The sequence below is a fragment of the Limnohabitans sp. genome (assembly GCF_046052825.1).
Classification (GTDB): Bacteria; Pseudomonadota; Gammaproteobacteria; order Burkholderiales; family Burkholderiaceae_C; genus Limnohabitans.
The window spans coordinates 1-17,681 of sequence record NZ_JAVLFP010000069.1; the positions used below are offsets into that span (position 1 = coordinate 1).

16 protein-coding genes are annotated in these 17,681 nt (G+C 59.2%); 10 read left to right on the forward strand and 6 right to left on the reverse strand.

The window, feature by feature from the left end:
- The 7 genes from leuS to gshB all read left to right on the forward strand — a co-directional run.
- Positions 1-2,017: leucine--tRNA ligase (gene leuS / locus ACKWJN_RS11885; RefSeq protein ID WP_408597175.1), on the forward strand; the 2,017-nt coding region annotated here is incomplete at its 5' end.
- A 9-nt stretch (positions 2,018-2,026) separates the two neighbouring features.
- Positions 2,027-2,536, forward strand: a complete 510-nt coding sequence (gene lptE / locus ACKWJN_RS11890; protein WP_408597176.1) for an LPS assembly lipoprotein LptE — start codon at positions 2,027-2,029, stop codon at positions 2,534-2,536.
- An 8-nt stretch (positions 2,537-2,544) separates the two neighbouring features.
- Positions 2,545-3,615: a DNA polymerase III subunit delta gene (gene holA, locus ACKWJN_RS11895; protein ID WP_408597178.1), complete on the forward strand. Its 1,071-nt coding sequence runs from the start codon at positions 2,545-2,547 to the stop codon at positions 3,613-3,615.
- Between the two features lie 14 nt (positions 3,616-3,629).
- Positions 3,630-4,910 (forward strand): glutamate-5-semialdehyde dehydrogenase, encoded by a 1,281-nt coding sequence (locus ACKWJN_RS11900; protein WP_408597179.1) that lies wholly within the window; start codon positions 3,630-3,632, stop codon positions 4,908-4,910.
- Between the two features lie 81 nt (positions 4,911-4,991).
- Entirely contained in the window at positions 4,992-6,287 is a 1,296-nt protein-coding gene (gshA, locus tag ACKWJN_RS11905; RefSeq protein WP_408597181.1) for a glutamate--cysteine ligase, read from the forward strand.
- A 10-nt stretch (positions 6,288-6,297) separates the two neighbouring features.
- Entirely contained in the window at positions 6,298-8,169 is a 1,872-nt protein-coding gene (locus ACKWJN_RS11910) for a potassium transporter Kup (protein ID WP_408597182.1), read from the forward strand.
- A gap of 3 nt (positions 8,170-8,172) precedes the next feature.
- Positions 8,173-9,123 carry a glutathione synthase gene (gshB, locus tag ACKWJN_RS11915; protein WP_408597183.1) on the forward strand — a complete coding sequence of 317 codons (951 nt, stop codon included), beginning with the start codon at positions 8,173-8,175 and terminating at the stop codon, positions 9,121-9,123.
- 63 nt (positions 9,124-9,186) lie between these two features.
- On the opposite strand, the gene ACKWJN_RS11920 is transcribed toward gshB, so the two are convergent.
- Positions 9,187-9,375: a hypothetical protein gene (locus ACKWJN_RS11920; RefSeq protein WP_408597185.1), complete on the reverse strand. Its 189-nt coding sequence runs from the start codon at positions 9,373-9,375 to the stop codon at positions 9,187-9,189.
- Between the two features lie 42 nt (positions 9,376-9,417).
- Between ACKWJN_RS11920 and ACKWJN_RS11925 the strand changes: the two genes are divergently transcribed.
- A complete protein-coding gene (locus ACKWJN_RS11925; RefSeq protein ID WP_408597187.1) occupies positions 9,418-9,711 on the forward strand; it encodes a type II toxin-antitoxin system HigB family toxin in 294 nt (97 codons plus the stop codon).
- Positions 9,712-9,722: 11 nt separating this feature from the next.
- On the forward strand, positions 9,723-10,106 hold the full coding sequence (locus ACKWJN_RS11930) for a type II toxin-antitoxin system HigA family antitoxin (protein WP_408597188.1): 384 nt from the start codon (positions 9,723-9,725) through the stop codon (positions 10,104-10,106).
- Positions 10,107-10,143: 37 nt separating this feature from the next.
- Here ACKWJN_RS11930 and ACKWJN_RS11935 read toward each other — a convergent pair whose 3' ends face one another.
- Together ACKWJN_RS11935 and ACKWJN_RS11940 are read right to left on the reverse strand one after the other, a co-directional pair.
- Positions 10,144-10,923: a class II glutamine amidotransferase gene (locus ACKWJN_RS11935; protein ID WP_408597190.1), complete on the reverse strand. Its 780-nt coding sequence runs from the start codon at positions 10,921-10,923 to the stop codon at positions 10,144-10,146.
- 6 nt (positions 10,924-10,929) lie between these two features.
- Complete coding sequence (locus ACKWJN_RS11940) at positions 10,930-12,402, reverse strand: MFS transporter (protein WP_408597192.1); 1,473 nt, start codon at positions 12,400-12,402, stop codon at positions 10,930-10,932.
- A gap of 148 nt (positions 12,403-12,550) precedes the next feature.
- On the opposite strand from ACKWJN_RS11940, the gene ACKWJN_RS11945 reads away from it, so the two are divergent.
- Positions 12,551-13,750, forward strand: a complete 1,200-nt coding sequence (locus tag ACKWJN_RS11945) for an FAD-binding domain-containing protein (RefSeq protein WP_408597194.1) — start codon at positions 12,551-12,553, stop codon at positions 13,748-13,750.
- A gap of 25 nt (positions 13,751-13,775) precedes the next feature.
- On the opposite strand, the gene ACKWJN_RS11950 is transcribed toward ACKWJN_RS11945, so the two are convergent.
- The 3 genes from ACKWJN_RS11950 to ACKWJN_RS11960 form a co-directional block, all read right to left on the reverse strand.
- Positions 13,776-14,171: a hypothetical protein gene (locus ACKWJN_RS11950; RefSeq protein ID WP_408597196.1), complete on the reverse strand. Its 396-nt coding sequence runs from the start codon at positions 14,169-14,171 to the stop codon at positions 13,776-13,778.
- Between the two features lie 99 nt (positions 14,172-14,270).
- Positions 14,271-16,490 (reverse strand): malate synthase G, encoded by a 2,220-nt coding sequence (locus ACKWJN_RS11955; protein WP_408597197.1) that lies wholly within the window; start codon positions 16,488-16,490, stop codon positions 14,271-14,273.
- Between the two features lie 157 nt (positions 16,491-16,647).
- Positions 16,648-17,676: an SLAC1 anion channel family protein gene (locus ACKWJN_RS11960; protein WP_408597198.1), complete on the reverse strand. Its 1,029-nt coding sequence runs from the start codon at positions 17,674-17,676 to the stop codon at positions 16,648-16,650.
- Positions 17,677-17,681: the final 5 nt, after the last annotated feature.

The following is a 17,681-nucleotide window of genomic DNA, read 5'->3' on the forward strand; positions in this document are numbered from 1 at the left end:
TCTAGCTTCGTCGGCAGCGTCAGATGTGTATAAGAGACAGGGCCGCATGTACGTGTTCACCACGCGTGCCGACACCCTCATGGGCGTGACCTTCTGCGCGGTGGCGGCCGAACACCCACTCGCTTTGCACGCGGCGGCATCTCACCCGGCCTTGGCCGCATTCCTTGAAGAATGCAAAACCGGTGGTACCACCGAAGCTGAACTGGCCACCCAAGAAAAAAAGGGGATGGCCACGGGCTTGTTCGTTACGCACCCCTTGACCGGGGCGCAAGTCGAAGTGTGGGTCGGCAACTATGTGCTCATGTCGTATGGCGATGGCGCCGTGATGGGTGTGCCTGCGCACGATGAGCGTGACTTTGCATTTGCTTTGAAATACGACCTGCCCATCCAACAAGTGGTGGGCCTTGACGCGGCCGCAACCGCCGATGCCGCTTCCTTGGTGTTCGATACAAAAGCCTGGCAAGAGTGGTATGCCACCAAAGCGGGTGTGTGCGTCAATTCTGGGGCACTCGATGGACTGCGGTTCAAAGACGCTGTGACCAAAGTGGCCGAGTTGTTGGCAGCCAAGGGCCTGGGTGAGAAAAAAACCACTTGGCGTTTGCGCGACTGGGGCGTGAGCCGCCAGCGTTACTGGGGCACCCCGATACCCATCATCCACTGTGACGAACACGGCGCGGTGCCGGTGCCCGAAAAAGACCTGCCGGTGGTGCTGCCGCAAGACTGCATACCCGACGGCTCGGGCAACCCCTTGCACACACACGAAGGCTTTCACGCTGGGGTGACTTGCCCCGTGTGCGGCAAGCCCGCGCGCCGCGAGACCGACACCATGGACACCTTTGTGGATTCGTCTTGGTACTTCATGCGCTATTGCGACCCGACCAATGCCGACCACATGGTGGCTGAGGGCACAAGCTACTGGATGCGCGACGCTGACAAAGCCACCGGCGGCAGCGGCATGGATCAGTACATTGGCGGCATTGAGCACGCCATCCTGCACCTGCTCTACGCGCGTTTTTGGACCAAGGTCATGCGCGACATGGGGCTCGTCACCGTGGACGAACCGTTCACCAAGCTGCTCACACAAGGCATGGTGCTCAACCACATTTACTCGCGGCGCACCGCCAAAGGCGGCAAAGATTACTTCTGGCCGCACGATGTGGAGCATGTGCTCGATGACGCAGGCAAGGTGGTAGGCGCCAAGCTTAAGAACGAGGCCGACAGCAGCGATGGCAAATTGCCCGTGGGCACACCCATCGACTACGAGGGCGTGGGCACCATGTCCAAGTCCAAGAACAACGGCGTGGACCCGCAAGACCTGATTGAGAAATACGGTGCAGACACCGCGCGTCTGTACACCATGTTCACCGCGCCACCCGAGGCGACTCTGGAGTGGAACGACGCGGCCGTGGAGGGCAGCTACCGCTTCTTGCGCCGGGTATGGAACTTTGCGGTCAAGCACGAGGCCACGCTGCAAGCGGCTGGGGTGGCCGATGCCCATTCCGCAGCGCTTCGCACCGAAGCCAAAGACCTGCGTCGCGACCTGCACTTGGTGCTCAAACAAGTCAGCTACGACTACGAGCGCATGCAATACAACACCGTGGTGTCGGGCTGCATGAAGTTGCTCAACGCACTGGAGGATTTCAAGTCCGATGGCAGCCCAGCCGACGCCCTCGTGTTGTGCGAAGGTATGTCGGTGCTGCTGCGCTTGCTCTACCCCGCTTGCCCGCACATCAGCGCCAACCTTTGGACGCAACTGGGCTATGCCAAACGCTTGGGCGACTTGCTCGACACCGCTTGGCCCGAGGTGGACGAGTCGGCCTTGTTGCGTGACGAGATTGAACTGATGTTGCAAATCAACGGCAAGCTGCGTGGTGCGGTGCGTGTCAGCGCCACCGCGTCCAAAGAAGAGATTGAGCAAGCGGCCCTGGCCACCGAAGCTTTCATCAAGCAAGCCAACGGGGCTGCGCCTAAGAAGGTCATCGTGGTGCCTGGCCGTTTGGTCAACGTGGTGGTTTAAAGGTCAGCCATGCACACACGCCGTCGTTTTGCACTTGGCTTGGCTGTTGGAGCCGCCGTGATGCTGGCCGGCTGTGGCTTTGAGCTGCGCCAACCGCCCAACTATGCATTTCGCACGGTTTTCAGCACGGTGCCCGTCAATTCGCCGCTGGGCATCAAGCTGCATCGCAGCTTGACTTCGACCGGGCAGGTGGAGGTCATCAGCGACGCCAGACAAATTGAGCGCGCGCAAATCATCTTTGATCAGTTGGCTGAGTTCCGAGAAAAAGTGGTGGTGGGCCGCACCTCGTCGGGCGCGATCCGTGAATACCAACTGCGCTTGCGGTATCGCTTTCGGGTGCGCACCTTAGAAGGCAAAGAGTTGATTCCCGAAGCTGAAATCCAGCTCAACCGCGACATCAACTTCAACGAAACCGGCGCTTTGTTCAAAGAGTCGGAAGAAGGCTTGCTCTACCGCGACATGGAAAACGACTTGGTGCAACAAATCCAACGTCGCTTGGCCACCTTGCGCCAACTCTGAGAGCCGCCATGCAGATTGCGGCCAACCAACTTGCGCAACACTTGCAGGGGCCAGCCAGCAAAGGCCTGCGCAGCCTCTACACCTTGCACGGTGACGAGCCCTTGTTACAGCAAGAGGCCGCGGACAGCATCCGACGCATCGCGCGCAGTCAGGGCTTCACCGAGCGCAGCGTGTTCACCGTGGCCGGTGCCCATTTTGATTGGGGCGAAGTGCTGGCCGCCGGGGGCGCCATGAGCTTGTTTGCCGACAAACAAATCATTGAAATTCGCATTCCCTCGGGCAAGCCAGGCAAAGAAGGCAGTGTGGCGTTGCAGCAGATCGCAGACATGGCGGTGGGCAATGACAGCACCTTGACCCTGGTGTTGTTGCCGCGCTTGGACAAACAGACCAAGAGCACTGCATGGTTTGCCGCACTCGAGAACAACGGCATCAGCGTGCAGATCGACCCCGTCGAGCGACAGGCGTTGCCGACCTGGATTGCCCAACGCTTGGCTGCGCAGCAACAACGCGTGGCCGAAGGAGAGGCCGGGCAACACACCTTGCAGTTTTTTGCCGACCGGGTGGAAGGCAATTTGTTGGCGGCACACCAAGAGATTCAAAAATTGGCCTTGCTCTATCCCGCCGGTGAGCTCAGTTTGGAGCAGGTCGAGCGTGCCGTGCTCAATGTGGCGCGTTACGACGTCTTCAAACTCTCCGAGGCCGTGCTCAGTGGCCAGCCCTTGCGCGTGCAGCGCATGTTGGACGGGCTCAAAGCCGAGGGCGAGGCCGAGGTGCTGGTGCACTACACCCTGGCCGAAGAAATACGTGCCTTGAAGCGTGTGAAAGACGCTGTGGCTGCTGGCAAGGCCTTGCCCATGGTGTTGCGTGAGCAACGCATTTGGGGGCCTCGCGAGCGACTGTTCGAGCGTGTCTTGCCGCGCTTGAGCGTGGGCATGCTGGACAAGTTGTTGCAGTCGGCCCATCAGGTCGACGGCATTGTCAAAGGCCTCAAAGTGCCCGACTGGCCCGCCGACAACTGGCAGGCCCTGGACCGCTTGGCCATGCGCTTGTGCCGCGCCTGCATGACGCGGCCCGCTTGAAGGAAAATACCGCCATGACACCACACACCCTTGCCGAGCACATGCAGCTCTTGGGCGCACAGGCCAAAACCGCTGCCGCCCACATGGCCAAAGCCTCGGCTGCGCTCAAAAGCCAAGCGCTGCGCAACTTGGCCGCCTTGTTGCGCGCCAACGTCGACGCCTTGCAAATCGACAACGCCAAAGACATCGCCCGAGCCACTGCGGCAGGCCTGGAGGCCCCCATGGTGGATCGCCTCAAACTCAGCCCCAAGGTGTTGGAGACCTGCGCACAGGGGTGCGAGCAACTCGCCAGCATGCCCGATGTGATTGGCGAAATCATGGGCATGAAACAACAACCCAGCGGCATTCGCGTGGGTCAAATGCGTGTGCCCATTGGCGTGTTCGGCATGATTTTCGAGAGCCGTCCTAACGTCACCATCGAGGCGGCGTCTTTGGCCATCAAGAGCGGCAATGCCTGCATCTTGCGTGGCGGCTCAGAAGCCATTGAATCCAACAAAGCCCTGGCCTTGCTGGTGCAACAAGCCTTGGTGGCGGCTGGCTTGCCTGCCCACGCGGTGCAGCTGGTGTCCACCACCGACCGCGAAGCCGTGGGCCATTTGATTGCCATGCCCGAGTTTGTCGACGTCATCATTCCGCGCGGCGGCAAGGGCTTGATCGAGCGCATCAGCCGCGACGCCAAAGTGCCCGTCATCAAACACTTGGATGGCAACTGCCACACCTACGTGGACGACCCCTGCGACATGGACATGGCCGTGACGGTGACAGACAACGCCAAGACCCAAAAATACAGCCCCTGCAATGCCAGCGAAAGTGTGTTGGTGGCGCGTGGTGTGGCGGCTGCTTTTCTGCCGCGCATTGGGCGGGTGTTTGCCGACAAAGGCGTCGAAATGCGCTGCTGCCCCGAAGCCCGTGCCTTGTTGGCCAGTGTTCAGGGCGCGCAGTTGAAAGACGCCACCGAGCAAGATTGGTTTGAGGAATACCTTGGACCCATCGTCAGCATCAAGGTGGTCGACGGGTTGGATGCGGCGATTGAGCACATCAACCACTACGGCAGCCACCACACCGAGGCCATCCTCACCCGCGACCACATGCATGCCCAGCGTTTCCTGCGCGAGGTCGATTCGTCCAGCGTCATGGTCAACGCCAGCACCCGGTTTGCCGATGGTTTTGAATATGGTTTGGGTGCTGAAATAGGCATTTCCACTGACAAATTCCACGCCCGCGGTCCCGTGGGGATCGAAGGACTGACTTCCCTGAAGTACGTGGTCTTGGGCCAGGGCGAAATCCGCCATTGAGACAGTTCAGTGACAGGGCCAGGCTTGACGCTTTGAAGCTTGATGCAAGGTCCTAGAATTGCCCTCCACTAGAAGGACACCATGGTTCCCCACCTTATCACGGCCTTGACCGGCCCCATCAACGAACTCGAGCAACGCATCCTCGACTCCATGCCCGCCATTGAGCGCTGGTTTCGCTTGGAATGGATGGAGCACACGCCCCCGTTTTACAGCTCGGTGGACATTCGCAATGCGGGCTTCAAGCTCGCGCCGGTCGACACCAACCTTTACCCCGGCGGCTGGAACAACCTCACCCCCGAGATGCTGCCCTTGGCGGTGCAAGCGGCGATGGCCGCGATTGAAAAAATCTGCCCCGAAGCCCGCAACCTGCTGGTCATCCCTGAGAACCACACCCGCAACACCTTCTACCTGTCGAACGTCGCGCAACTGCAGCGCATCTTTCACATGGCTGGTTTGAATGTGCGCATTGGGTCGATCAATCCTGAGATCAAAGAAACCACCACCATCGACTTGCCCAACGGGGACCATGTCACCCTTGAGCCCGTGATTCGCAGCAAACGCCGCTTGGGCCTCAAAGACTTTGACCCTTGCACCATCTTGCTCAACAACGACTTGAGCGCGGGCATTCCCGGCATCTTGGAAGACTTGCACGAGCAGTATTTGTTGCCGCCTTTGCACGCGGGCTGGAGCGTGCGCCGCAAGAGCAAACACTTTGAGTGCTACGAAGAAGTGGCCAAACGCTTTGGCAAACTGTTGGGCATCGACCCATGGTTGATCAACCCCATGTTCAACCAGTGCGGCGAAGTCGACTTTGCCGAAGGCACGGGCATGGAGTGCTTGCAAACCAATGTGGACGCCTTGCTCACCAAGATCAAGCGCAAATACAAAGAGTACGGCATCCAAGAAAAACCATTCGTCATCGTCAAAGCCGACAACGGCACCTATGGCATGGGCATCATGACGGTGCGCGATGTCAAAGACCTGGACGCCTTGAACCGCAGAACGCGCAACAAAATGAGCGTGGTCAAAGACGGACAGGCGGTCAACCAAGTGATCATCCAAGAGGGCGTGCTCACCTATGAGCGCTTGAACGACGCGGTGGCCGAGCCCGTGGTCTACATGATGGACCGCTATGTGGTGGGCGGCTTCTACCGCGTGCATGCCGACCGTGGCATTGACGAGAACTTGAATGCCCCTGGCGCCAGTTTTGTGCCCTTGGCTTTTGAGCAGAGCGCGCACACGCCGCAGCCCGGTGTCAAGCCTGGTGCGAGCACGCCCAACCGTTTCTACATGTATGGGGTGATTGGCCGCTTGGCCATGCTGGCTGCGAGTTACGAACTCGAAGCGACCGACCCTGAAGCTGAAAATTACGACTGAGGTTCACGAGATGGAACAACACGCCAAGTCTTCTCTGGCTGCTTTGACGCTGGGCGCCATTGGCGTTGTGTATGGCGACATCGGCACCAGTGTGCTGTACGCCATGAAAGAGGTGTTTGGCTCCGGCCATGTGGAGTTCACCCCTGACAACGTTTACGGCATTTTGTCGATTTTCTTTTGGACCCTGACCACCATCGTTTCGGTGAAGTACGTGGCCTTGGTGCTGCGGGCGGACAACAACGGCGAAGGTGGCTTGGTGGCCATGTTGGCCCTGGCCTCCATGTCGGTCAAAGACAAACCCAAACTGCGCAGCAAGATGCTGTTGGTGGGCATTTTTGGCACCTGCTTGTTCTATGGTGACGGTGTCATCACCCCGGCCATTTCGGTGCTGTCTGCGGTGGAAGGTTTGGAGGTGGTGTCCCCCGCCTTCAAGAAATATGTGATCCCACTCACCCTCATCATCTTGTTCTGTTTGTTTGCCGTTCAAAAGCGTGGCACGGGCGGCATTGGCAAGTTCTTTGGCCCGATCACCGTGGTGTGGTTCATGGCCATCTCCGCTTTGGGGGTGTATCACATCGCGGCCCACCCAGAAATTTTGTGGGCCATCAGTCCGTTTTACGCGCTGAGCTTCATCTTCAATGAACCCGAAATCACTTTCTTGATTTTGGGCGCCGTGGTCTTGTGCGTCACAGGCGGCGAAGCTTTGTATGCCGACATGGGGCACTTTGGCAAAAAGCCAATTCGAGTGGCTTGGTTCACGGTGGTCATGCCCGCGTTGACGCTGAACTACTTTGGCCAAGGCGCTTTGTTGCTCAGCAACCCTGATGCGGTGTCTAACCCCTTCTTTCTGATGGCGCCCGATTGGCTGCTGGTGCCCCTGGTGGCCTTGGCCACCGCAGCCACGGTGATTGCCTCTCAAGCCCTGATTTCGGGTGCCTTCAGCGTCACCAAGCAGGTGGTGCAACTTGGGTTTTTGCCACGTTTGCAAGTGCTGCACACCAGCGTCAAAGACACCGGTCAAATTTACATCCCCCTCGTGAACTGGGGCTTGTTTGTCACCATCGTCTTGGCGGTGATGATGTTCAAGTCGTCCAGCAACCTGGCCGCCGCCTATGGCATTGCGGTGTGCACCGACATGCTCATCACGACCGTGCTGACGTTCTTTGTGATTCGTTACAGCTGGAAATACCCCTTGTGGTTGTGCCTGGTGGCCACGGGCTTTTTCTTTGTGGTGGACCTTGCCTTCTGGGCTTCCAATCTGCTCAAGTTGTTTGAGGGCGGCTGGTTCCCGCTTTTCATTGGCGCCGTCATCCTGATGCTCATGCTCACTTGGCGTGATGGTCGGGACATCTTGAATGAAAAGCGCAAAGAGGAAGCCTTGGACTTGTCCAGCTTCTTAGAAGCCGTGTTCGTGTCACCCCCCACCCGCGTGGATGGCACGGCTGTGTTCCTGACCTCTGGCAAAGGCTCGGTGCCCAATGCCATGCTGCACAACCTCAAGCACAACAAAGTGCTGCACGCGCAAAACCTGTTTGTGAATGTGCAAAACCATGAAGTGCCTTGGGTCTCTGATGCCGAGCGCTTGGTGGTCAGTCCTCTGGGCCACGACTGCTGGCAGGTGGTCATTCACTATGGTTTCAAAGACAACCCCGACGTACCCGGCGCCTTGGCCCAGCTGCGCGGCATGGGCTGCGACGTCAGTCCCATGACCACCAGCTACTTCTTGTCGCGCGACAGCATCGTGCCAACCATCGGTTCAGGCATGTCGCAGTGGCGCGAAAAACTGTTCGCGCAAATGCACCTTAACGCCAGTTCTGCCGCCGACTTCTTGAACCTGCCCAGCAACTCGGTGGTCGAGTTGGGCAGCAAGATCGAGATTTAAACCATGCACATCCTCTTCGTGGCAGACCCCCTGGCGTCTTTCAAAATCTACAAAGACACCACCTTTGCCATGATGCGCGAAGCACAACAACGTGGCCACCACGTGTTGGCCTGCGAGCCACACGACATCGTGTGGCAAAGCGGACACAAGGTCACCACGCGGGCTCAGCGCATTCGCCTCACGGGTGAGGCCGACGCATGGTTTGAGGTGCAAGGTGTCGACGAGCACCTGGCCTTGCACAGCGTAGACGCGGTGATCATGCGCAAAGACCCACCGTTCGACAGCGAATACTTTTACGCCACCCACTTGTTAGAGCAAGCCGAGCGCGAGGGCGCCCAGGTGTTCAACAAGCCCGCCGCTTTGCGCGACCATCCCGAGAAGCTCGCCATTTTGGAGTTTGCGCAATTCATCAGCCCCACGCTGGTGACGCGCGATGCACAAGCCATCAAAAACTTTCATGCCCAGCACCAAGACATCATCTTGAAGCCGCTCGACGGCATGGGCGGCATGGGCATTTTCCGTGTCAAAGCCGATGGTTTGAACCTTGGCGCCATCGTTGAAACCCTCAACCGCGACGGTGCCCAAACCGTGATGGTGCAAAAGTTTTTACCGGCCATTGCGCAGGGCGACAAACGCGTGTTGGTGATCGGTGGCCACGTGGTGCCATATTGCTTGGCACGCATTCCCCAGGGCGGTGAAGTGCGCGGCAACTTGGCCGCAGGTGGCAAAGGCGTGGCGCAAGCCATTTCGCCGCGCGACCGCGAAATAGCCGAGGCCCTGGGCCCTGTGCTGGCAGCACGTGGTTTGTTGCTGGTGGGCTTGGATGTGATTGGTGACTGCCTGACCGAGGTGAACGTCACCAGCCCGACGTGCTTTCAAGAAATCTTTGACCAAACCGGCTGCAACGTGGCGGCTTTATTTATCGACGCGCTGGAGGCAGCGGTGCGGCGCTGAGTGGGGCTTGGGGGCGTTGAATTCTGGGTGATGCGTTGCGGAGACTCTTGCCCTTGAGTCGACTCATTCGTCAAAAAAGTCTTCATCTGGCTTTTTGATGTGGATCACCTCTTCAGCCCTGCAACCTATGTCGAAACGGATCATCAGCCTAGTGAGAAGATGTCCATCGATCAATACGATGCGTTTGCCCAGCAGATCTGCCGTCTCTTTTATTTCTCCAGATGACACCTTGTTATCTGTGTGAGACGACATTGCCTTTTCTAAGTCGATACCAATTTGGTATCATCATGAAACATGCGAGTCATAGCGATATCTACTCTTCGTGCATTTTGGGCAAAGCATCCTGACGCACAAACACCTCTCAGGGCTTGGTACGCGCTGGCGAGTAGGGCTCAATGGAAATCACCCGTTGACATCAAGGAGGCTTACAGGAATGCAAGCTTTACTGCCAACAACCGCGTGGTGTTCAACATCAAGGGCAATGACTACCGATTGGTCGTGCTTGTGCGCTATGACAAAGGGTTGATGTTTGTGAAGTTTGTTGGCACACATGCGCAGTACGACAAGATTGATGTGCTCAACGTCTAAAGGAGAAACCGATGGAAATCCGCACAATTCACAACAAAAAAGAATACAAAGCTGCACTGGATGAAATCGAGCGGCTTTGGTCTGCACCCGCCAAATCTGCTGAGGCCGAGCGTCTGGATGTGCTCACCCTGGTGGTGGCGCATTACGAGAAAACGCATGTCCCGATGGCTGACCCAGACCCCATTGAGCTCATTGAGCACGTCATGGAAAGTCGCGGCTTGAGTCGTAAAGACCTTGAACCCATGATTGGGCCTCGTGGCCGTGTTGCCGATATCTTGAACAGGACGCGCCCATTGACGCTCGAAATGATTCGTCGTTTGGTCGATCAGCTTAATTTGCCGGCGGACGTATTGGTCAAGCCCTATCTTTTGCGCGAAGAGTTACTGGCAGCTTGAAGCCACGTGATGGTGTGTCATGCCAAACCACCTAGCCTCACCCCAAAACAACCTCTCCATCCACAAATACCTTCAACTCACCGGGTGCAAACGGCGTCCAGGTTTCGTTGGTGGTCAGTGGTGCTGTGACCACCACAGCCACGCGGTCATCGGGTGAGGCATGCTCTGCAAAGTTGATGCTCATGTCTTGGTCGCTCAAGGTGGCGGTGGCAAAGGGATGGCGTCGCTCGATGTAGCACAAGTGGGTGGAAGCATGGGCCCACAGCGCTTGCCCGTTGGACAGTAAGAAGTTGAAGGTGCCATGCTTGGCAATGCGAGGAACCAACTCGCGCAGTGTGAGTGTGAGCTCTGCCACCGAGGGCACACTGGCGTGCGACTTGGCCAGCTCTTGCATCAGCCAGCAAAACGCTTGCTCGCTGTCGGTTTGGCCCACAGGTTTGAAGTTGCCATGCAAACGCGGTGCATAGTTTTCTAAATTGCCGTTGTGCGCAAACACCCAGTAGCGGCCCCAGAGTTCGCGCACAAACGGGTGGCAGTTTTCCAGCGCCACCTTGCCTTGCGTGGCTTTGCGAATGTGCGAAATCACGTTGCGGCTTTTGATCGGGTAGCGGCGAATCAGCTCGGCCACGGGCGATATGCTGGCCGGCAAGTGGTCGATGAAGTGGCGCAAGCCCCGGTCTTGCTCTGACCCTTCAAAAAACGCAATCCCCCACCCGTCGGCGTGGTGGTCGGTCACCCCCGCACGCTGTGCAAACCCAGTGAAGCTGAAGGTCGCGTCGGTGGGGTTTTTGCAATTGAGGCCTAGGAGTTGGCACATGGTGATTTACTTTTCTTCTGCCAGAGCTGGGTGACGGACGTCTCGAATTTTCCAGGCGGCCCACATGGCCAAGGAACACACCGCAGCCAAGATCAAAAACACCTCGTCAAACGCTGCCAGTCGATTCAGCGAGAGCTGGGTGTTGGTCAATGTGTCGCCATGTGCGGCCAAACGCCACTCCAGCAAGATGCCGCACAAGCTCACGCCGGCAGCACCGCCGAGCATGCGCACAAAGTTGATGGTGCTCGCACCTTGAGGAATCAGTTGTGTGTCCAGGCTGCGCATCGCACCAATGTTGAGTGAGGGCAGCACAAAGCCCAGGCCAATGCGGCCCAGCAAGGTCAACAGCACCAAAACCCACAAACCGGTTTGTAAATTGACGATCAACATCAGCGCAAACGACAGCGCGAGCATCGCCAAGCCAAAGCTCACCAACAAATGCGTGGGATGGGTGCTGGAGTAGCGGCCCACGATGGCAATGGTCAACGCCAACACCAAACCCGCAGGCAGCAGCAAGGTGCCGACGTGGCTGGCCGACAGGCCCAGGCCCAATTGCAGATAAACCGGAATCAAATAAGTGGACCCAAACAAGGCAATGCCATAGATGAAGGCCACCACCGTGCCCATGGCGAACGGGCGATGGGCGAACAGCGACAAGTTCATCAAGGGCAGACCGTCGCGGGCCATTTGCCAACGTTGCCAGGCAATGAAGCCAACCAAGCAGCCCAGGGTGGACATGAGCAACACGGCCGATAGGCTGTACTGAGCCCGGTGCAGCAACACCAGCCCGTTGAGCAGGCACAAAGTGCCCACGGTGGCCAGCGCCAAGCCACCCACATCCAGAGTGGGCTTGCCGTGGTTGGCGCTCACGCCACCAGGGGCGCTGGTGGGCACGTAGCGGTGCGACAGCCACAAAGAAGCCGCGCAGAACGGCACCACCATGAAGAACAGCGATCGCCAGCCAAACATGTCGACCAACAAGCCGCCAATGCTGGGGCCAATGGCGGGGGCCAACACCACGCCCATGCCAAACCAACTGTTGGCCCGTCCTTGTTCTGAGGTGTCAAAGGCCCGCAAGATGATGATGGCGGGGATGGGCTGCACCACCCCTGCCGCCAAGCCTTCGGCCACGCGCGCCACCAGCACCCAGTTGTAGTCGGTCGACAAGCCACCCGCAACGCCTGCGCCAGCCAGCAACAACATGCACCCGGTGTAGGTGCGCCGGTAACCAAAGCGCACCAACAACCAAGGGGTGGTGAGCATCGACACGGTCATGGCCACCATGAAGCCTGAACTCACCCATTGGGCTTGCTCTTGGCCAATGGCAAATTGCCGACTCATGTCGGGAATGCCCACGTTCATGATGGTCGACGAAATGATGGCCGCCATCGAGCCGATCATCACCGTGGCCAGCAACAACCAGCGGTGTCGTGTGCCGTAACGGCTTTGCAGTTCGGCCAGTGAGCCGCGATCAGACATGGGGTGTACCTGGGGTCGGCGCAGTTCCCGTCGCACACCCATTGGGATCGCCACAAAAGGGGCAGGTGCGGGGGTCAACAGGGACAACGGGCAGAGAAGGCATGGTCAAAGTGTACCGAGGCAGAGCGGGCACAATTCACCCTCTGTGATGCACGAATTTCCTCCAACACCCCAAGCAGCGCTTGAGCGGCTGAACTTGGTCGAGCCCAAACACTACGCCTATTCGCGCAATGATTTGAATGGCGCGGTGAGCCGTTTGTCGCCATATTTGACGCATGGATTTTTGAGTGTGCTGGATGTGGCCAGCACCATGTACCACCGCCACCGTTTGGGCGTGCAGCACAAGTTCATGATGGAGTTGGGCTGGCGCGAGTACTACCAGCACGTGCACCAGCACCTCGGCGAGCCGGGCATGGCCGCTTCCTTGCACGAAGGGGTGCTGCCTGAGTCGGCCTATTCCCAGCTGCTGCCCGACGATGTGCGTTATGCCTGCACCCAGGTGCCTGTGATCGACCAAGCGGTGTCAACCCTCTACGCCAGCGGTTATTTGCACAACCACGCCCGCATGTGGCTGGCCAGTTACTTGGTGCATTTGCGCAAGGTGCATTGGCGGGTCGGCGCCGACTGGATGTACGGCCACTTGCTCGACGGCGACATCGCCAGCAACTACCTCAGCTGGCAGTGGGTTGCGGGCACGGGCAGCAGCAAGCCGTATTTGTTCAATGCCGACAACGTCGAAAAATTCGCCCCCGCGCCGTGGCACAGCCGTGGCACGTTGTTGGACACCACGTACGAAACGCTGGAGATCTTGGCCCACAACCTGGCCACCGTCACACAGGCCAGAGCCCGCAACGAGGCAGGCGAAGACGAGCCGGCCCTTTTGGATGCGCCGCCTGAAGCCCTGGGCTTTTCAGCGCCACAGGCCGACGTGGTGGCAGGGCGCCAGGTGTGGTGGGTTCACCCTTGGGCGCTGGCCGATGTGCCCACCGATCTGCCGCCCGATGTGGTGGTGGTGGCGGCCTTGTGCGCTGAGCAAACACAGGCGCACCCGTGGGACGCGCGACGCTGGCAGTTTGTGGGCGAGCGCATGGCGGCTCTCACCCCGCACCGCTGGTGGGGCAGCGTGTCAACGCTTGAAGCTGCGTTGGCACAGGCGCAAGCGGTGCACACCGTGGCGCACTTGCGTCTGCCAGAGATGCCATCGGTCCCTTGGCACCAGCGCACAGCGCCGAGGTTGTTTCGCGATCTGGACAAGCCCTGCGACTCGTTTTCCAAATGGTGGGTGCAGGTCAACAAGGGCGTGCGTCACTTGCAGCAACTGGTCTACCCCATCGCGCCCAGATCCTGATCCAGGTTGGCGCTAGAGACAGCTGTCACTCACCGGGCGCTGGGCGCACCGCCACCACAAAGTATTGGGTTTCACCCATGCACTCGGGCAAGCCTTTGTGCTGTTCGTACTCCATGACCACCTTTTGCCCAATGTGGCGGTTGATTTGGTCCGCCACTGCGTTGTCACGCACGGTGAAGGCAAACTTTTCTGGAATGGCCGGCATGGTGGCCAGGGCGCGCACTTGCTCGCCCTCCCATGTTTTACAGACCCATCCCTTGTACGAGAGTTTTTGCACATAGCCCACGCTCTCGCCCCGCGAGTAGGTGAAGTGGTAGGTGAACAGCAAATACAGCCCAGCCAGTACCACCACGGTCAACACCAAGCCGATGAGGGTGCGCAGTGCAAAGCGCACCAGGGTTTGGGTGTATGAGTTGGACATGTCTGTTCCTAAAGGAGATAGAGCTTGATCATAGTGACTTGACCCAAAACAAACGGCACCCGCAGGTGCCGTTTGTGGGGTGCCGTGGTGTACCTGCTTTTAAGCGGTCCCTGCCTTCACCTTCAAACGCCAAGCATGCAGCAAGGGTTCGGTGTAGCCGCTGGGTTGGGCTTTGCCTTTGAACACCAAGTCAACAGCGGCTTGGTAAGCCGCAGAGGTGGCAAAGTTGCCCGCCATGTTTTTGTACAGCGGGTCGCCTTTGTTTTGCTTGTCCACCACCTTGGCCATGCGCTTGAAGGTGGCGTTCACCTGGGCCTTGGTCACCACGCCGTGGTGCAGCCAGTTCGCCATGTGCTGGCTGGAGATGCGCAAGGTGGCGCGGTCTTCCATCAACCCCACGTTGTGGATGTCGGGCACTTTGGAGCAGCCCACGCCTTGGTCAATCCAGCGCACCACATAGCCCAAGATGCCTTGGGCGTTGTTGTCGAGCTCTTCTTGTTTCTCGGCGTCTTTCCACTTTGGCTTCGCGACCACGGGCACTTGCAGCAAGTCGTTGAGCAAGGCGTCGCGTTGACCGTCGGCGTCGATCTTTTCCATCTCTTTTTGCACATCGCTGACCTTGACCTGGTGGTAGTGCATGGCATGCAGCACGGCAGCGGTGGGGCTGGGCACCCAGGCGGTGTTGGCACCGGCTTTGGGATGGGCAATTTTTTGTTGCAGCATGGCGGCCATCAGGTCGGGCATGGCCCACATGCCTTTGCCGATTTGTGCCTTGCCGCGCAAGCCGCATGACAAGCCCACCAGCACGTTGTTCTTTTCGTAGGCCTGAATCCACGGGGTGGTCTTCATGTCGCCTTTGCGCAGCATGGGGCCGGCCAACATGGCGGTGTGCATTTCATCGCCCGTGCGATCCAGAAAGCCGGTGTTGATGAAGGCCACGCGGCTGGCCGCAGCGGCGATACAGGCTTTCAGGTTCACGCTGGTGCGACGTTCTTCGTCCATGATGCCCAGCTTGACGGTGCTGTCGGCCAAGCCCAAGACCTTTTCCACGCGACCAAACAGTTCGGCAGCAAAACCCACTTCTGCGGGGCCGTGCATCTTGGGTTTGACGATGTAGACCGAGCCGGTGCGCGAGTTGCGAATGCCGTTGGCACCTTGGCCTTGCAGGTCGTGCAGTGCGATGGCGGTGGTGACCACGGCGTCCAGGATGCCTTCAGGGATCTCGTGCACTTGGCCGTCTTGGCCGGTGTAGAGGATGGCGGGGTTGGTCATGAGGTGACCCACGTTGCGCAAGAACAGCAGCGAGCGGCCATGCAGCGTGATGGGCTGACCTTTGGTGCCGGTGTACACGCGGTCGGCGTTCAAGCCACGGGTGAAGGTTTTGCCGTTTTTCTCCACGGCCTCGGTCAGCGTGCCTTTGACAATGCCCAACCAGTTGCCGTAGGCCAGCACTTTGTCGTCAGCATCCACCACGGCCACCGAGTCTTCCAGGTCGAGGATGGTGGACAAAGCGGCTTCCACCACCAAGTCGCTCACGCCGGCGGCATCGCTGGCGCCAATGGCGGTGTGGCGGTTGATTTGCAGGTCCAGGTGCAAGCCGTTGTGCTGCAACAGCACCGACGACGGCGCGGCGGCATCACCTTGGTAGCCCACCAGTTGAGCGGCTTTGGCCAGCGAGGTGGTCTTGCCGTTTTTCAACGTCACTGCCAACGCGCCATTCACCACGGCGTAGCCCGTGGAGTCGATGTGCGAGCCGCTCTTCAAAGGGGCGGTGCGGTCCAGCACATGACGTGCGTACTCAATCACTTTGGCGCCACGCACGGGGTTGTAGCCCTTGCCTTTTTCGGCGCCGTTGGCTTCAGAGATGGCGTCGGTGCCATACAGGGCGTCGTACAGCGAGCCCCAACGCGCGTTGGCCGCGTTCAGCGCATAGCGCGCGTTCAGCACGGGCACCACCAACTGGGGGCCGGCTTGCAAGGCCAGTTCGGCGTCCACGTTTTTCGTGGTGGCTTTGACTTTGGCAGGCACGGGCACCAGGTAGCCAATTTTTTCCAGGAAGGCGCGGTAGGCCTTCATGTTTTTGATCGGGCCGGGGTGTTGGCTGTGCCAGGCATCGAGCTCGGTTTGCAGGCGGTCACGTTCGGCCAGCAAGGCGATGTTTTTGGGGGCCAGGTCTTGCACGATGGCGTCAAAGCCGCGCCAAAAATTCTCGACGCTCACGCCCGTGCCGGGCAGCACTTGGCTGTTGATGAACTGGTGCAGGTTGCTGGCAACGTGCAGGCTGTGCACCTGTGTGCGTGGGGTGGCGTGTTGGCTCATGGGTCGTTCTCTCTGGATGAATCAAAAGGGGAAATTTTGGATCAAAGACATCGGTGCAAATACCAGTGCGAATCTTAGGGTATGCCGCACGCCCAATTGCACGCGCAAAGGGTGGGGTTGCCCTGACAAATACGCCGCTAATCAGGCACCTCAGCCATCACGCGTCGGCCACCAGCAAGCGGCCGTTGCGCAAACCGCGCCAAGTGCCCAGGGTCAGGCCCAAGATCACCAGCGACGTCAGGGCCAGCATGCCCAGCGCGGGCAGCTGCAACCAAGCGCCCTCAGCGGTGCTGGCCAAGCGCAGGGTCAGGGCGCTGAAGGCGGCCAATGGAAAGCTCATGCCCCAAAACGACATGCCAAATGGTTGGGCACGCATGGGCCCCAACTGGGTCAGGGTCAAGGCCAAAAAGAACAAGGCCATGCCCCACGCCGCCCAGGCCAATGGCGCGGGTGCTTGCATCACCAGCAGGCTCAAGCCCACGGCAGACGGTGGTGCCACGCAGATGAACAAGGTGGGGCTGAGTTTGGCTGGCAAAGGCCCCACTTGTCCCCAGCGCACGAACAGCAAGGTTTGCAAAATCGGCCACAGCAACAAGCCAATGCCAAACTGGGCCGTGGCCCAAGACTCGAACCCCAGCGGCACACCGCCCAAGGGCGCGAGCACATTGCCCACCACCGGAATGAACAGCGCGGGCGTCAGCGCGGACCACTGCAAACCGCCTTCAGCTTGCGGACGCAGCCAGCGGCTGATGACCCACACGGTGGCCACAAACTCCAACAGCGAACCGGCACACCAAAACCAAGCCAAGGCCAATTCGAGGGTGGGGTGGGTGTCTTGAAACAAGGACGCGCCCAAGGCGGCCAACAAAATCACCGACACCGGAAAGGTGGCCATGAAGGCATGACGGATCGGGTGCTGCAAGTCTTTGATCACCGCATGCAGGTGCAGTTTCACGCGCCACACACTGGCCAAGCACAACAGGCTAAAAATCAGCGCCGCAAAACCACCGGCCACCAAGGCCAGGCCCAGTGCCATGTCGCCCAGCAAGTCGCTGCCACGCAGCCAAGCTTGCGCCAGTCCAGTCCAGCCCATCACCAGGGCAAACCATGCCGGAAACAGATGTTCGAGTGGGGCACCGATGCGGGCGATCCAGGGGGCTGAGTTGGCGCGAGGCGTGTGTTGCATGCGGC

Coding starts and splice junctions, on each gene's coding strand:
- lptE (WP_408597176.1), top strand. CDS start 2,027: ATGCACACACGCCGTCGTTTTGCACTTGGCTTGGCTGTTGGAGCCGCC.
- holA (WP_408597178.1), top strand. CDS start 2,545: ATGCAGATTGCGGCCAACCAACTTGCGCAACACTTGCAGGGGCCAGCC.
- ACKWJN_RS11900 (WP_408597179.1), top strand. CDS start 3,630: ATGACACCACACACCCTTGCCGAGCACATGCAGCTCTTGGGCGCACAG.
- gshA (WP_408597181.1), top strand. CDS start 4,992: ATGGTTCCCCACCTTATCACGGCCTTGACCGGCCCCATCAACGAACTC.
- ACKWJN_RS11910 (WP_408597182.1), top strand. CDS start 6,298: ATGGAACAACACGCCAAGTCTTCTCTGGCTGCTTTGACGCTGGGCGCC.
- gshB (WP_408597183.1), top strand. CDS start 8,173: ATGCACATCCTCTTCGTGGCAGACCCCCTGGCGTCTTTCAAAATCTAC.
- ACKWJN_RS11920 (WP_408597185.1), bottom strand. CDS start 9,375: ATGTCGTCTCACACAGATAACAAGGTGTCATCTGGAGAAATAAAAGAG.
- ACKWJN_RS11925 (WP_408597187.1), top strand. CDS start 9,418: ATGCGAGTCATAGCGATATCTACTCTTCGTGCATTTTGGGCAAAGCAT.
- ACKWJN_RS11930 (WP_408597188.1), top strand. CDS start 9,723: ATGGAAATCCGCACAATTCACAACAAAAAAGAATACAAAGCTGCACTG.
- ACKWJN_RS11935 (WP_408597190.1), bottom strand. CDS start 10,923: ATGTGCCAACTCCTAGGCCTCAATTGCAAAAACCCCACCGACGCGACC.
- ACKWJN_RS11940 (WP_408597192.1), bottom strand. CDS start 12,402: ATGTCTGATCGCGGCTCACTGGCCGAACTGCAAAGCCGTTACGGCACA.
- ACKWJN_RS11945 (WP_408597194.1), top strand. CDS start 12,551: ATGCACGAATTTCCTCCAACACCCCAAGCAGCGCTTGAGCGGCTGAAC.
- ACKWJN_RS11950 (WP_408597196.1), bottom strand. CDS start 14,171: ATGTCCAACTCATACACCCAAACCCTGGTGCGCTTTGCACTGCGCACC.
- ACKWJN_RS11955 (WP_408597197.1), bottom strand. CDS start 16,490: ATGAGCCAACACGCCACCCCACGCACACAGGTGCACAGCCTGCACGTT.
- ACKWJN_RS11960 (WP_408597198.1), bottom strand. CDS start 17,676: ATGCAACACACGCCTCGCGCCAACTCAGCCCCCTGGATCGCCCGCATC.